Source organism: Paraburkholderia sp. BL18I3N2 (genome assembly GCF_003001875.1).
In the GTDB taxonomy this organism is placed as follows: domain Bacteria; phylum Pseudomonadota; class Gammaproteobacteria; order Burkholderiales; family Burkholderiaceae; genus Paraburkholderia; species Paraburkholderia phytofirmans.
The window spans coordinates 18,667-33,119 of sequence record NZ_PVNC01000037.1; the positions used below are offsets into that span (position 1 = coordinate 18,667).

General features: G+C 56.6%; 14 protein-coding genes and 2 pseudogenes. 7 read left to right on the plus strand and 9 right to left on the minus strand.

Annotated elements, in window-relative coordinates:
- Window positions 1-39: 39 nt before the first annotated feature.
- From B0G75_RS38625 to B0G75_RS38655, 7 genes are all read right to left on the minus strand, one after another.
- Window positions 40-852: an Asp/Glu/hydantoin racemase gene (locus tag B0G75_RS38625; protein ID WP_106285445.1), complete on the minus strand. Its 813-nt coding sequence runs from the start codon at window positions 850-852 to the stop codon at window positions 40-42.
- A gap of 440 nt (window positions 853-1,292) precedes the next feature.
- The gene (locus B0G75_RS38630; protein WP_106285446.1) at window positions 1,293-2,438 is read right to left on the minus strand and encodes a porin; all 1,146 of its coding nucleotides are present in this window, start codon (window positions 2,436-2,438) and stop codon (window positions 1,293-1,295) included.
- A 217-nt stretch (window positions 2,439-2,655) separates the two neighbouring features.
- Complete coding sequence (locus B0G75_RS38635; protein ID WP_208328664.1) at window positions 2,656-3,432, minus strand: amino acid ABC transporter ATP-binding protein; 777 nt, start codon at window positions 3,430-3,432, stop codon at window positions 2,656-2,658.
- Window positions 3,433-3,495: 63 nt separating this feature from the next.
- Complete coding sequence (locus B0G75_RS38640) at window positions 3,496-4,161, minus strand: amino acid ABC transporter permease (protein WP_106285448.1); 666 nt, start codon at window positions 4,159-4,161, stop codon at window positions 3,496-3,498.
- Complete coding sequence (locus B0G75_RS38645; RefSeq protein WP_106285449.1) at window positions 4,158-4,808, minus strand: amino acid ABC transporter permease; 651 nt, start codon at window positions 4,806-4,808, stop codon at window positions 4,158-4,160. Before B0G75_RS38645 ends, B0G75_RS38640 begins: the two co-directional genes overlap by 4 nt.
- A 28-nt stretch (window positions 4,809-4,836) precedes the next feature.
- A complete protein-coding gene (locus tag B0G75_RS38650) occupies window positions 4,837-5,241 on the minus strand; it encodes a hypothetical protein (RefSeq protein ID WP_106285450.1) in 405 nt (134 codons plus the stop codon).
- Entirely contained in the window at window positions 5,242-5,727 is a 486-nt protein-coding gene (locus B0G75_RS38655) for a transporter substrate-binding domain-containing protein (protein ID WP_106285451.1), read from the minus strand.
- 218 nt (window positions 5,728-5,945) lie between these two features.
- On the opposite strand from B0G75_RS38655, the gene B0G75_RS38660 reads away from it, so the two are divergent.
- The 7 genes and pseudogenes from B0G75_RS38660 to B0G75_RS38690 all read left to right on the plus strand — a co-directional run.
- Window positions 5,946-7,142 (plus strand): M24 family metallopeptidase, encoded by a 1,197-nt coding sequence (locus B0G75_RS38660; protein ID WP_106285452.1) that lies wholly within the window; start codon window positions 5,946-5,948, stop codon window positions 7,140-7,142.
- A 20-nt stretch (window positions 7,143-7,162) separates the two neighbouring features.
- Window positions 7,163-8,191, plus strand: coding sequence for a succinylglutamate desuccinylase/aspartoacylase family protein (locus B0G75_RS38665; RefSeq protein ID WP_106285453.1), 1,029 nt, complete (start codon window positions 7,163-7,165; stop codon window positions 8,189-8,191).
- A gap of 36 nt (window positions 8,192-8,227) precedes the next feature.
- A complete protein-coding gene (locus tag B0G75_RS38670) occupies window positions 8,228-9,364 on the plus strand; it encodes a pyridoxal-phosphate dependent enzyme (protein ID WP_106285516.1) in 1,137 nt (378 codons plus the stop codon).
- A gap of 188 nt (window positions 9,365-9,552) precedes the next feature.
- Entirely contained in the window at window positions 9,553-10,254 is a 702-nt protein-coding gene (locus B0G75_RS38675; protein WP_243856931.1) for a GntR family transcriptional regulator, read from the plus strand.
- Window positions 10,255-10,587: 333 nt separating this feature from the next.
- Entirely contained in the window at window positions 10,588-11,442 is an 855-nt protein-coding gene (ehuB, locus tag B0G75_RS38680) for an ectoine/hydroxyectoine ABC transporter substrate-binding protein EhuB (protein WP_106285455.1), read from the plus strand.
- Between the two features lie 77 nt (window positions 11,443-11,519).
- Entirely contained in the window at window positions 11,520-12,974 is a 1,455-nt protein-coding gene (locus B0G75_RS38685; protein WP_106285456.1) for an MmgE/PrpD family protein, read from the plus strand.
- 133 nt (window positions 12,975-13,107) lie between these two features.
- Window positions 13,108-13,460 (plus strand): annotated as a pseudogene (locus tag B0G75_RS38690) (IS3 family transposase); the annotation flags it as partial.
- Here the strand turns inward: B0G75_RS38690 and B0G75_RS38695 are convergent.
- Window positions 13,452-14,059, minus strand: a pseudogene (locus B0G75_RS38695) (IS3 family transposase); the annotation flags it as partial. The pseudogenes B0G75_RS38690 and B0G75_RS38695 overlap by 9 nt on opposite strands.
- 32 nt (window positions 14,060-14,091) lie before the next feature.
- A complete protein-coding gene (locus B0G75_RS40970; RefSeq protein WP_166679217.1) occupies window positions 14,092-14,382 on the minus strand; it encodes a hypothetical protein in 291 nt (96 codons plus the stop codon).
- Window positions 14,383-14,453: the final 71 nt, after the last annotated feature.

The window sequence follows — 14,453 nt, forward strand, 5'->3', positions numbered from 1 at the left end:
GACTGCCGGCCGCGGCGTCCCGACCCCGGTCGCCCTTCATCAAATGGCGGTCCGGAACAAGCGTCCCCAGCCGGGTACAAGGTCCTCACACCCCGAAAGACGCAGCGCATGCCAACATAGCGCCTGATTGGATGTGACAATCGCCTTGCCGGTCTCCGTTTCCAGATCCTCGATGATGGTGGCTGCCCGCATCTGCGTGCACGAGATAACGATAGTGTCCACGTCCGAACTTCTGACAATCTGCCGCACCGCATCTGCAATGCTATCCGGCGAGATAAACGGTGCATCATCTCTGACGGTGCCATGGCCATTGTCAAATTCGCCCACGGCACTCACCTGAAATCCCGCCTCTTCAATTTTTTCAATCGCAATATTGGCGACTTCTTTCGGGTATGGCGATATAAAGCCAACCCGAGCAGAGCCAAGAGCACGCAGACCTGAAAGGATCCCGGTGAAAGGATCCGTCACCTCCGCCTTCGGGTGAATAGCGCGTACGCAACGCTTCAGGTTCTCGGGACCGATTACCACCGCTGCCGACGTACAACCAAGCGCCACGACATCTGAAGCGAGCCGAGAGTTGATTTGGCGAAGTGCCACCTCGATGCCGTCGAACGTGTCCGCCAGAAGGTCTTCCGATATCGGCTGACTCTCCTCGTCCGGCGACGACGAGATCCGGCTTTCAAAAAGCGCCACACCGGGGATTGCCAACATGGCACGTGCTTCGTGGGACAGCGTTTGATCGCAGTCGATCACAACCATGCCAATCTGCGCCCGTGCGCCGAATCCTGCGTCCGTCCGGTAGGGAATAGCGGTCCAAGACATGCCGCCGGATTTTTCGTGTGTTTCAAGCATGACGTCTGCTCACAATAGAGAACCATGTAACTGAAAGACGCAAGTGATCTTTGCTCCGCGTCGTCGTCCGCGTGGAAAGAGTTTTCGAAGGATCCATAGCGCGCCGTCGTACCGTAGCGCATCGTGCAAGCAGCCCCGACGATGCCTCGCACCGATTCGTGCCTTCTCGAACACGGTGCGTTGGCCGGGCTTGCGACTCCTTCGCACTATCAGAGTGCTCCGAGCATACACTGTAAAGTGTACCTGGCATACCTAGAATGTCAACCGCAGAAAGCGAGCACATCATGGGCAGTCGCCTCCCGTCGCTCACGCGCTTCCCGGCACTCGGCCGCTAGCGCATGTCCGCACAAAGCTTCATTTTCGACTAGCCACCGCAGGCGTTCGAGAACAGCCGCGGCGGCTAACAGTCGAGCATGCGCCACATCGAGCCACGAAGACTTTTAGAACTTATGGCGTATTGCGGCGCGGACCACTAGCTGATTCTGAGTCGACGAGACACCATTCGCGCCCGGTACGTATGCAACGTCTAAGACAGAACCGGTCGTATCACCACCGACGTGCTGGTAGGCACCCTGGAGATAGACGTCAGTCCGCTTCGAAAGAAAGTAATCAGCCATGAGACCGATTGTCTGGTAGTTGGGATTACTCTCACCGGCGGCCGTGTGCAGTGTCGCGCGGGTATAGGTGTACAACGCTCCAAGATAGAATGCGGGCGTGAACTGATACTTGGCGTTCAGCTCAATGTTTTGGAACCGCAGGCTCGATGCGCTCCCGCCGGTCGGGGCGATAGGGCCAACGTAACCCGACGACACCGGATTCTTGACATCCGTGTTTGAGTAAGCAACCCCCAGCGTTGCACTGCCGATCGTGTAGTTGATACCGACACCGAAGATGCGAACCCGGTCTGCGACGAAGTTCTCGTCTCCGCCGTTATTGACGGCGCCGTATGCCGTTGCTGAGGGATTGTTCGCCTGGGAATACGAAGCCGCGATCAGAAGGCTGTCAGTGGAATATTGGGCTCCGATACTGTACTGACGGTTGTTCGCGAAGTTAACGTCATTCGAGAAGCTGTATGTTCCGCCGAACTGGAAGCCGCCGTAGACCAGGCTAGTGTACTTGACCGTGTTGTTCACTCGGAACGTGCCATCGGCGTTGTCATTGTCGTAAGGGTGGGAGAAAAGATAGCCCGCCCATGAACCATTCGCTGTGGTGTTGGCGAAATAGTCGACTACAGAATCGTATTGACGCCCAAGCGTCAGCTTACCCAGCGTTGGACTGGAGAGCCCCACGAACGCTTGTCGCCCAAACATCAGGCCGCCCTGGCCCAGACGGCCGGTGTTCACGTCGAACCCGTTCTCTATCTGAAACACCGCCTTCAGTTGTCCTCCCAGATCCTCGACGCCTTTCAGGCCCCAGCGACTACCTTGGACATAGCCACTTTGCAACTCATACGCTTTGCTGCCGGACGAGTTGTTGGTGAAGTCAAACCCTTCGTCGACGAGCCCGTACAGGGTGACTGAGCTTTGTGCATGTGCTGATATCGCCAGACCGGCCGAAATCGATGCCGCAAGAAGTTTCTTTTTCATTTAGACCCCAAAGTAGTACTTCGCCTCTTAGTAGTTCTAAGCTCATACAACGCTGCAAACATTGTTCGGCCGAGGACGCATGGAGCGAGCCTCCCTACCTGGGCGCATCACGAGTGCGCCCATAGCAGGCTCTTCAGTGCTCAAGGATTAATGCAACTCCAGACCAAATGTCACATGCTCTCGAACCAACACAACATGGACAAACTGGAACGCTCCTTTATGCATGCGACAACTGGCTGAGAAACTTCTGCGCTCTGGCATGTTCGGGCGCGCCGAAGAACGCCTCGGGCGCCGCGCATTCGAGAATCTGGCCACTGTCCATGAAGACGACCCGGTCTGCGACCTGCCGGGCGAAACCCATTTCGTGGGTCACGCAGATCATCGTCATGCCATCGTTGGCCAGGTTGATCATGACGTCAAGAACCTCCTTGATCATCTCGGGGTCGAGTGCCGAAGTGGGCTCATCGAAAAGCATGATTCTGGGTTTCATGCACAGTGCTCGGGCAATGGCCACACGCTGCTGCTGACCTCCCGACAGCTGGCTGGGATGCTTTTTCGCCTGGTCGGCGATTCGAACGCGCGTGAGATTCATCATGGCGACGTCCTCCGCTTCCGACCGTTTCATCTTGCGTGTGCGCATCAAAGCCAGCGTGCAATTATCGATAACTGTCAGATGCGGGAACAGATTGAACTGCTGAAATACCATTCCGACTTCGCGTCGAAGGCTAGGCAGGCCCCGCATCTTCACGTGCATTTCGTTGCAATCGACGAAAATGTGGCCTTGCTGGTGCGTCTCCAACTGATTAATGCAGCGTATCAGCGTCGATTTGCCTGATCCTGAGGGGCCGCAAATGACGATTTTTTCTCCGAAGCTCACATCCAGATTGACGTCTCGTAGTACCTGGAATCTTCCGTACCACTTCGATACGCCTTGCATACGTACGGCTACGCCTTCGCTTCTTTCTGGTGCGAAAGAATGCGTTTTCGGCTGCATCACTTCAGATGCCATGTCTCTCTCCATTACGACTCTGGTCCGGCAATATGCCTGCGACCGGTTTTATCCGTGGTTCCGAACGGTAATCCCGAAATATCGCTCCACCTTCGCAACGAGCCAGACTGCGATGAATGCAAGCAACAAAAAGAGAATTCCAGCAACAAGCATGGGTTCGGCATATCGGTATGTGTCCGAGGCGACGTCCATAGCACTGCCGAGCATTTCTGGAACGGCGATGACAGCCAGGTAAGGCGTCGATTTGAGAATTGCAATGGCATACGCCCCCAACGGTGCCGCGACGTTGCGGATCATCTGCGGCGCAATCACGAAGTACAACGCGTCCAACCAGGCAAGCCCGAGACTCTTGGCTCCCTCGCTTTGTCCGATTGGCACCGCATCGATACCCGCTTTGAAAACCTCGGCCATATATCCTGAGTAGTAGAAACTCACCCCGAAGATGCCAACAAACATCGCTGGCAACACGATGCCATACGAGGGGAGCACGAAGAAAAGGAAATAGAGCTGAACTAACGCAGGCGTTGATCGGATTGCATCAATGATAAATTGCGCTGCCGGCCGAACCACTTTATGCGATCGCCTCAGCATCTCCCAGAAAAAACCGAGGAAAAGAGCGCCGATGAAGCTTAAAATGGCGACCAAAACCGTATTGCCGATACCCATTAATACTAGCGGGACGATCCGCAAAGCGAAGGCAAAATCGAAAGTCATGTCCGACTCCGTGCGGTCCCAAAAAATCTTTCGAGGTAGCGACCGAAAATTGTCACCGGATAACAAATGATCAGATAGGCTAAAAGCAGGCTCGAATAAATAAGCAGTGGGTTGTAACTCAACTGTGATATCTCCTTAGCGCGAAATGTCATGTCGCTCAGCGTAATCAGGGATACGAGTGCAGTGCCCTTCATCAATTGGATGAGGTCGTTGATGAACGTTGGAATCATTGCGCGGATAGCCTGAGGCAGTTCGACTAATCGCAGGACATCGAAGCGGTTCAATCCGAGAGCCAGACCGGCTTCGCATTGTCCCCGGCTCAGGGACTGCAACGCAGCTCTGACAGCCTGGCTGCTGTAGGCGCCAGAGTTCATTCCTAGAACAAGTGCGCCCACTGTGATACCCGATAAAAAGATGCCAAAAGCCGGCAATGAGTAATAGAACGCATAGAGAAGCACGATCACCGGTGAGCTTCTCCATAATTCAATTACCGCAGTTACAGTCTTTCGAAGAAATCCCGTGGAAAAATGCTGCAAGACTCCACCCACAAGCGCAAAGGGAATGGCGTACAGGAGCGCGAAAATCGTTACCGTCGCAGTAACGCCGAAGCCCTTGTAAATCGCGAGCATAACTTCTGGAAATGTCATTCTGGCCTCCCGTCAAAAAAGTGCGGTTTCACCGATAGCTAGCGCCGCAGATCTGTTTCGCCGTCACGTCCTCCGGCGCGACCTCAGCTTCACTGAAACCATATTTTGCAAATACATGCTTGACGGTCCCATCGACCCTTCGCTTCGTAGGTCCGCTGTTGTAGACATCGCGGAGTTGAACGTCTTCTGGTCGAAATGCGATCGCGGCATAGTTCGCCACTGGACGGCCATTTGCGACCAGCCCTGTGAACGGCGTAGCTCGCTCTAGCTTATCGCTCACCTTGGGATCCCTGAGGACGTTGATCACTGTCGCACTTAATTCGGCATCGGCATCGATTCGACCAGCGAGCAACGCACCGACCGACGATTCCAGGTCTTTGAGCAAGACAATCCGATCTTTTGGAATGCCCGCTGAAACGGCTTGCTCGGTCACTCAACTCCCGCGTCCGCCGGCCATGCAGACCGCCGGATTCTTTGCGACGTCGGCGAATTTATGAACATTTAGGAGAGTGCCCTTTCTGACCAACACCGCGTCGCCAATCGCCAGGTCTGGGTTTGAAAAAACGACCTGTTGACAGCGCTGCGGCGTGATTGCGAGACCCGAGGCGACGGCGTCGATTCGCCCGGACAGCAAGCTGGGGATAAGAGCGTCGAAGTCCACGACCACGAAATCAATCTGCTTTACCCCCATTGGGCCGAGCACAGCGCGGATGATATCCGGGCCGAGACCTGCAACGCTGCCGTCTGTATTTTTATAGCCCCACAGCGCCTGGTTGTGAATACCAATCGTAATTTTGCCGTCCCGCAGCACTTTTCGTTCGATCGACTGGGCGTTTGCGCGTGAGACGCCGTCGCACGTCAACGCCATTGCAACGGCCAGACGTACCGCCGTCCCTCTGCCAGTCCCCCCTAGATTCATGCTTGCCTCTTCTTCCTAGTTGACGGATGAAGTATACTTGGTATGCTAGGTACGTCAAGCAAACAAAAGTCGCGCGCTGGCAGTGTTTTCCCGAAGAGCTCGATGTGCAGCAATATGTTGTGCATCCTTGACGCAGCTACCGGCTGGCAGGACGAAGACTTGATCTGAGCCGTATGTGATAGCTGGGCTTCCGCCCGCCTTTTTTTCGGAGACAAGGAATGACCGCGCCGCAACTAAACATTCCCAGCGTGTTTCGTACCCCTGCCCCTGCAGTGCCCATGGACGAGCTTCGTCAGCGACTTGCCAACATCCGACGTGAAATGAGCGAGGCAAATCTCGACATCATCGTTCTGACGGACAAAAAGAACGTGGACTACTTCACGGACTACCAGGAGCTGTCCTGGGACCATAAGGCTCGTCCCATCTTTGCTGTGGTCTCGATGCAGAACATCGCCATCTTTGGCAGCCTCGGAGAAGCCAGGACGGTCGAGATGAGACCGCGCGTTTTTAGCGCCGTCTATTACAACGGCTACCTTGATGAGGCGGTGGCCTCGGTCTCGGACTGGATAAAGGCAGCGACCGGTGGCAAGCACGTCCGCATCGCCGTCGACTACGGACAGGACATGTTTGGCCGGGGTTCACTCGGTTTGCTTGAGGCGCTTAGCGCGCTGGATTCCAGCGGGACTGTTACAAGCGCCACAGGAGCGATCTGGAAGGTCAGGCTCATCAAGTCGAGGTCCGAAGCGGAGCTGAATCGGGTTGCTTACGAGATCGTTAATACCGCTTGGGACCACATCATCCAGCAGGCGTACATCGGTATGCCCGAGTATGAGCTGTATTACCTGATGCAGGCGCAGATCTATCTGAATGGCGCAGAAAGCGCTGACCCTATCGCGATGCTTTTTTCACGTGGTGACTTCGACTACACGCGCACGGCCAAACAGCGCAAGCTTCAGGAAGGCCATTACGTTTGGACCGATTTCCGCGCCACCTATGGCGGATACCCGGCCGACCGCAACCGTATCGCGCGCGCCGGTGAGCCGGCCGATTGGGAGCGTAATACCTATGCGGCGGTGCGTTCTCTCACGCTCGACCTTATTAACTCAATCCGCCCCGGCATGAGGTGCTCGGACGTTTATAAACGGTTCGAGAATATGTGGAGCGAGGCAGATCTCGGAACGGTCTATAGCGCCGTTTCCCGTATCGGCCACGGAGGCGGACTGGACGTGACCGAACCACCTTCGTTATCCAGAGCGGATACGACTCTAATTCAACCAGGCATGGTTCTCCATATTGAACCCAAGCTCGAGCGCGATGGCGCAGTTTTCCAGTTCGAGGAAGTCGTCTTCGTGACTGAATCCGGTGTCGAATTCATTTGCGCCCAGTCGCCGGAAAATCTTCCGGTGATCCGTTGATCTCCTTCCGAAGGTCGCATATGTCAGGTACTACACGCATTTGGTCTCCTGTTGACTACAGCAAGGATGGAAAGCAGGTCGACTGCCTGCGCCTTCCTATATCGACGGATACGTCCGCTTACGGATGGATTCCAATCCCGATTATTGTCCTTAAGAATGGGGACGGCCCCACCGCGGTGCTCATAGCAGGTACCCACGGTGACGAATACGAAGGCCAGGTTGCGTTGATGCGACTGTCCCGACAGCTGCAACTGCATGACCTGAGAGGCAGAGTGATCATGCTGCCTTCCCTCAATTTCCCCGCCGTACGGGCCGGCCGAAGGGTATCTCCGATCGACGAAGGCAATCTAAACCGCGTTTATCCGGGGCACGCGCACGGGACGGCGACTGAGATGATCGCTCACTACGTCACCGAAGTCTTACTTCCGATGGCCGACCTGGTCGTCGATTTGCACTCGGGCGGGCGCTCGCTCGACTACGTTCCCTGCGCCCTGGTTCGAGGCGGTAAGACGTTATCCGAAAACAGGAAACTGCATGATCTGCTCGACGTTTTTGGAGTGCCCTTCGCCGAGTTCACTGACGGCACCGGTGGCGGCGGCAATACGACCCTCCCAGCTGCTGCTGCGCAACTAGGGGTGCCCGTGATCACGGCGGAATTAGGAGGGGCCGCGACGCTAAGAAGGGCTGGGTCGGATCTTGCAGAACAGGGTGTCTTGCGTCTTTTGAAGCACCTCGGCATGTTGCCTTCTTGCGAGGTGCCAGCCCCCGGACCGGTAAGGTTGATGAACGGGGACAACATGGACCTGTTTCTCTATGCGGACAGCGACGGGATCTTCGAGCCCATGGTCGACATTGGCGACGAGGTAGATGAAGGACAGCTCGCAGGCTTGCTGCACTCTATTGAAGCGCCGCATAGCCCGCCGACAGAGATTGTGTTCGTCCGTCGCGGAATGGTTGCCTTTAAGCGCCACCTAGCTCTGACGGTTCGCGGAGACTGCCTTTATGGCCTCCTGGAAGACGTCGAACCCTCACCAGATATCCGGCGGTGAGCGGTGGAGAGCATTCTCAACGCGAACATCGGAGGCATGCAATGCATACGTTGCGATGCTTTGCATCCAGTGGCCGATTACTTTGAGGGCTGTCCCTCCTGCCTCGCGAGCGGCAATCCCGCGAGCGTGGCACCTCGGTACACGACGCTTCCGCGTGAAGTCAGGTTCGAGACTCTCGGGGACTGGCTATGCTATTCCGGCACGTCCGGCCTTGGCGAGGGCGTGACCCCTTTGTCGTCGTTGCCGCGAGTCGCCGCGGAGCTGGACATACGCGCCCTGCACTCGAAAAACGAATTCACCAATCCAACGGGCTCCCAGAAGGACCGGATGGCCGCGTTGATCGTGCAACGCGCACTCGACATAGGTGCCAAGACCATCGCAGTTGCTTCAAGCGGCAACGCCGCGGCGTCAGTTGCCGCCTACGCGTGCCGGGCCGGCCTCCGGTGCGTTGTGGTAACCACACCGGACATCAGCTTGAATTGGCGCCGCGCAATCGAGATGTACGGCGCCGAAATCGTCGCGACGAAAAGCGCGGATGACCGATGGACGCTTATCAAACGGCATGCCCGGAATGGAGACTGGTATCCGGCCACGAACTACATGACTCCACCGGTCGGCAGCAATCCGTTCGGAGTGGACGGGTACAGGACTATAGCTTTGGAACTTTATCTGCAGCTATCCGACGCGCCGCCCACCGACATTGTCGTGCCAACATCTCGTGGCGACTTGCTGTGGGGCATCACCAAAGGCTACCGCGACCTGCAGACTGCAGGACTGCTTGCGGCAACTCCCAAAGTCCATGCGGTTGAACCATACCCTCGTGTAGCGCATGCGCACCATGGACGCGGCATGGTGATAAGCAATTATTCGGGTGATACAGCAATGGGCTCCATTGGTGGCAACACGGTTACCCATCAAACGCTACGGGCGCTCGACGAGAGCGGCTCGTCCGCGATCTCAGTCAGGGACGAGGACGCGCTGGAGGATCAGCGGGCCTTGGCGCGCGAAGGGCTTTACCTTGAACTGTCGAGCGTCGCACCGCTATCTGGACTGCGTCAACTCGTTGAGAACGGCAACATTGGCGCGAGCTCGCGTGTTGTTCTCGTTTCTACATCGCATGGCTATAAGGAACCTGCCAGCTTTACAACTGCGCTGAGACCCATCACGGTTTAGGTCCAGCGAGAAAGCAAGGACTAGTCGATGCTGATCATTCGCCCACACCTGCCTTGCAGAACATGCACGCGCCGCCGCGTCGCAAGCTGAGCGCACGCGCCGACTCCGTATCAAGCATGTATACTAGGGATACCGGATACGCTGCGGCTGCTCTAGCCGCGGCGATCGAAGGCAAGAACGGAGAAAAAGTGAACAAATCCCAACTGCAGTCCTCGCTGTCTCTTCACGAAACGGTTCGGGAGGAGATTCGCAGCCGCATCACGGCGGGAACGTATGACCCGGATGTGCCAATCCCCTCGACGGCAATGTTCAGTGAAGAGTTCGGCGTTAGCACCATTACGGTCAAACGTGCGTTGCGCGATCTCCAGGCCGCCGGCGCAATCGTGTCAATACCAGGCAAAGGAACTTACGTCAAGAAGCAGCGTAGGTTAATGCGGCAGCTTGATGTAAAGCAGCCCTTTCTCGACGACACAAGCATTCGTCCAATATCAGTGACGCGAGAGAAGATACTTGACCCGACCATGGCTTCGTTGGAACCGTCCGACCGTGTCATGCTGTGCGTTCGAAAGACGATATGGGCGGACGACGCTCCGCTAGTCTACGACACTACCTATCTTTCCACCGATTTGAGTGACCAGATCATCGAAGAATTTGCTGGCCACTTCGTCGTAGACGTATTGGAGCGGCACTCGATCCACGTAGTCAAGACACACGTCGTCATCGACGCCGCTCCGGCGTCGGGTGCCGTCGAGGAATTATTCGCGGTGCCTAATGGCTACCCCACACTACGTCGGCTCTACAAGATGGTCACGAGCGATCCCAACGTCACGGTCTATGGCGTGTTGCAGGCGCCGTTTGACCGGCTTGCGTGCAGGATTGAATTCACTTGAAACGGCGTACCGACGGTCGCACGCCGTGAATCCGACCGAGCTGTAAGCGGTGCAAACTCAGCCCTTAGCGTCGCGTCTAATCCACCTCTCAATGCGCCTGTTACGGGCCTTATCGAGAGACCAGCGAACACCTGATGCTTGAACTCAGGACCTCCTTCGCAACCGGATGCGACGCCCACAGCACTATCCCCACTGTTTGGGACGTTCAAAAAAGCAGGCGCTACGTACGGCTTGGCAGGACCGCCGAACGACAACCCGTTGCGTTTGACGACACCTGTTATACCAGCTATGCTTGATATACCATCACAAGGACTACACTGAGGAGACGCTGGCATGAGACTGAGAAAGGTTTTTAATACGGTCGCGGTTGTTGCGGCGCTTTTTGGCGCACAAGCAGTGCATGCTCAGGGAGTTCTGAGTAAGGCCAAGGAGACAGGAACGATACGGGTCGGCATCTTCAATCAGGCTCCTTGGGGATACGTTGACGCAAATCGAGACGTGAAAGGACAGACCGTCGATATCCTCAAGGCGGCATTTGCTCCGCTTGGAATCACGAAGATCGACGCGGTCGTGACTGACTTCGGGGCGCTCATACCGGGCCTGTTGTCCAAGCGGTTTGACGTCATTGCTGCCGGCCTGTATATCAAGCCGGAGCGATGCAAGCTGGTTGCTTTCGGAAACCCCGACATTCAGATGAGCGACGCTTTGCTGGTTCACAAAGGGAATCCAAAATACCTGCATAGTTACGCTGACATTGCAAAGGACAAGTCCGTAACGCTGTCAACGGGCAGAGGAAACGTTGAGTATCAGCATGCAATCGACGCAGGCATCCCGAAAGAGCGAATAAGTGCCTTCACGGACAACGATACCGAACTTGCCGCGCTGACGACCGGCCGTGCAGACGCCGTCGTCGAAACCGCAGCGACCGTCAGCGTTTGGGCAAAAGCGTCCGGCAACATTGAGCGTGCGTTGCCATTCGCGCAGCCGGTAAGCGCAGACGGGAGAACGCTCTACGGTTATCCGGCGCTTGCTTTCAGGCCGGCCGATGCCGACTTCCGTGATGCGTACAACGCCGAACTCAAGAAGCTTCGGAAAAGCGGCAAGATGCTGGAAATTCTCAAGCAGTATGGCTTCTCGGAGACGGATCTCCCGCCAGAGAACCTGACTGCGGCAGATCTGTGCAAGTAAGCGTGGGCGAACAAGCACCTGATCCAAACGTTCGGAGGCTGGCCCACGGCCTCCCCTTCCAATCTATAAGGCAAGTTATGGAAGCGCCAGACCGCCAGCCCCATCAAAGCGAATCCCCGTCGCGCGTCGACCACATCCTTTTTCCCAGCAAGCCGGTTCACCACGACGCCGGTGTACTGGCGCGGTTTCTCGCAGAATTGACTTACGAAGAAATTCCCGCCGACGTCGTTCACATGGCCAAACTCATCACGCTTGATACGGTCGGGTGCATTATCGCTGGAACCCAAACCGCATTAGGCAGAGAGATATTGGCCGCCTACGACTGCGGAAGTGCAGGTGGCGGGTGCTGTGTCCCCGGAACCTCTTTGCAGTTCCATCCGTCGCTCGCCGCGAAGATTAACGGGTGGCTTTCCGACGTTCTTGACTACGAGGACACTGCGAGCGGTCATCCGAGTGCAACGGTCATTCCTGCGGCATTGGCCGTAGCTGAGCGACTGAAGGCGACGCCCAGGCAGCTGCTCGCCGGTATTGTCGCTGGCTATGAAGCGGGCCTTCGCGTTCATGATGCGACGCGCGCGAGCCCGGAAGCGTACCGACGGTTTGCCGTTTATCACGCGTGGCATGGGGTGGCGGCTGGTGCTGCCGCCATGGTGGTCTCCGGAGGAACGGAAGAGCAGTTCCGCTCTGCCTTGGGGCATGCTGCCGCGAACACTAACATACCACTCTGGTATGTCCAATACGGTCGACCGGCGCACGCCTTGAAAGCTAACTACGGCCAGATGGCGTTGGGTGGTGTCGATGCCGCGCTCTGCGCCCGTCAAGGTATCATCGGTCCGTTCGCCATGTTGAGCGATTCCGAGCGAGGCTTTGCACGCGTTATCGGATCGGACCGATTCGACCCAGCTCAGTTTTCTTTGGCTCTGGGCGAGGATTGGCGGACAAGAAAGGTAATGCTGAAGAAGTTTCCGAGTTGTGCTTTCCTTCACACGACGATCGATGCGGTGTCTCAAATAACAAAGGCCAATGACATCGATCCAGATGACGTTGAAAAGCTTGAAATTCGTTGCTTCGAAAGAATTGTCGAGTGGTTCTCTGACAGGGCGCCGAAAACTGCGCTCGATGCTCAGTTCTCGGTGGAATACGTGGCTGCTATGGCACTTCACTCCATCGAACCCGGCCGCGATTGGTATTCGCCAGACGTCTTCAATGATGCTCAAATCACTGCATCGATGTCGAAGATGGACGTAGGAATTGACCCGGTGGCTGAAGAAGCGTTCTGGGGCGAGAAAGAACAATGCATGTCGACCGTTACCGCGTATATGAAAAACGGTAAGTCCTATTCGGCGAACGTTCGTTGGGCGCCGGGCGAATGGCAGAGGCCTCTAAGCGACGCAGACGTTGTAGAAAAATTCCTTAGTAACGTGAAGGGGACGTCGCTAGATCAACGGGGATCACAGGTTGTAGAGAAAATAATGCATCTCGATGAACTGCACGCGCTCAATGACCTCACCGACCTGCTTCGCGCCTCATAGGTCGCCAGCTATCTTTGTTCGCGTTTTTCCTCGAGCAGTTGATTGACGCTTGTAGGACGATCGCAAACCATCAACTCGACGATAGGCATTGCGTCATTCCTCCGGAAACGCCGACCGGAAATCTTCAAGGAACACCACCGACAGCAACCACAACCTGCCGGTCGCGCCGAACCTGCTGCAACGCGACTTCTCGCCCGCTCGCCCCGATCAGGCCTGGAGCACAGACATCACGTATATCTGGACTGACGAGGGCTGGCTGTACCTGACGGTTATCCTCGACCTGTTCAGCCGTCAGGTGGTGGGTTGTCGATGCAGCCGCACATGCGCACGGAGCTGGTGTCGGACGCGCTGCGTATGGCATGGTTTCGCCGCCGGCCGGAAGCGGGCCTGATCGTCCATAGCGACCGGGGTAGCCAGTATTGCAGTCATGACTTCCAGGACCTGCTTAAGGGCTACGGCATGCGCAGCTCGATGAGCCGTCGAGGCCTTGAAGCGGCGTTTGGTTTTCGCCTTGATGCCGTGCAGCTTCATGAGTCGCTGGACTCGATCCTTGCTGACGCGAATGCCTTGCGCAAACAGCTTCTTCCACACGCGCGGCCAGCCGTACTCGCCTTTGGATTGCGCGTGTACGGCCTTGATGTGGACCAGCAGGGCGTCATTGCTGATGCGTCGGCGCGGACGGTTCGTATCGACGTCCCGGGCCTTGCGGGCGTGGTAACCGCTGGGGCTGACGCCCAGCACCTGGCAGGTCAGGGAAACCGGCCATTGTCGGCTGTGAAGCTCAATCCAGGCGTACTTCATCCCGACACCTTTGCGAAGTACGCCGTGGCTTTTTCCAATATGTCGCGTTCCATCTTCACGCGTGCCAACTCCGCACGTAGCCGCGCAATCTCCATCTGTTCGGGAGAGGTCTGTTTGCCTGCGCCGTTCAGCTTGCCAGCGGCATCGGCCTTCACCCAGTTGTGCAGCGTCTTCGGGCTGATGGCCAGTATCTTTGCCACCGCCGCCATGCTCTGGCCGCCGCGGACCATGCGCACGGCTTCTATCATGAATTCCTGCGTATACCGTGCTCTTGGATTACCCATCGTTGCTACCTCCTTGCGTGAGTTTTACACACTCAGCAAGGGATCCATTTTTGCCGGGCAAGCTCACCGCGTCGAAAACGATATAGGCGGCCGTCGCCGGCATGGATCCATTGGGCCAGACCCCGCAGGCGATCAATGAATAGGCCGACCATGGTAGCCGCCATGCGAGATCGCTCCGGATAGCGCGCCTGGACTGCAACGATGGACACATGTGCCGCGGCCAGACTGCTCTGCGCCAATGCATCCAGTGAAGATCCCAAGCTGCTTTCGAACTGGCGTAGCGCACCACGGATGGCCAAGTAAGCGGTGAAATAAGCGCACATGGTTTCCTGAGTCTTGATCGCGCAGCATATGTCCACTCATTGACAGGTGGACATATGACGCAGAATCCCTC

Bases quoted from the DNA above. Each gene is read 5' to 3' on its own strand.
- B0G75_RS38625 (WP_106285445.1), bottom strand. From the start codon at position 852: ATGCTTGAAACACACGAAAAATCCGGCGGCATGTCTTGGACCGCTATT.
- B0G75_RS38630 (WP_106285446.1), bottom strand. From the start codon at position 2,438: ATGAAAAAGAAACTTCTTGCGGCATCGATTTCGGCCGGTCTGGCGATA.
- B0G75_RS38635 (WP_208328664.1), bottom strand. From the start codon at position 3,432: ATGCAGCCGAAAACGCATTCTTTCGCACCAGAAAGAAGCGAAGGCGTA.
- B0G75_RS38640 (WP_106285448.1), bottom strand. From the start codon at position 4,161: ATGACTTTCGATTTTGCCTTCGCTTTGCGGATCGTCCCGCTAGTATTA.
- B0G75_RS38645 (WP_106285449.1), bottom strand. From the start codon at position 4,808: ATGACATTTCCAGAAGTTATGCTCGCGATTTACAAGGGCTTCGGCGTT.
- B0G75_RS38655 (WP_106285451.1), bottom strand. From the start codon at position 5,727: ATGAATCTAGGGGGGACTGGCAGAGGGACGGCGGTACGTCTGGCCGTT.
- B0G75_RS38660 (WP_106285452.1), top strand. From the start codon at position 5,946: ATGACCGCGCCGCAACTAAACATTCCCAGCGTGTTTCGTACCCCTGCC.
- B0G75_RS38665 (WP_106285453.1), top strand. From the start codon at position 7,163: ATGTCAGGTACTACACGCATTTGGTCTCCTGTTGACTACAGCAAGGAT.
- B0G75_RS38670 (WP_106285516.1), top strand. From the start codon at position 8,228: ATGCAATGCATACGTTGCGATGCTTTGCATCCAGTGGCCGATTACTTT.
- ehuB (WP_106285455.1), top strand. From the start codon at position 10,588: ATGAGACTGAGAAAGGTTTTTAATACGGTCGCGGTTGTTGCGGCGCTT.
- B0G75_RS38685 (WP_106285456.1), top strand. From the start codon at position 11,520: ATGGAAGCGCCAGACCGCCAGCCCCATCAAAGCGAATCCCCGTCGCGC.
- B0G75_RS40970 (WP_166679217.1), bottom strand. From the start codon at position 14,382: ATGTGCGCTTATTTCACCGCTTACTTGGCCATCCGTGGTGCGCTACGC.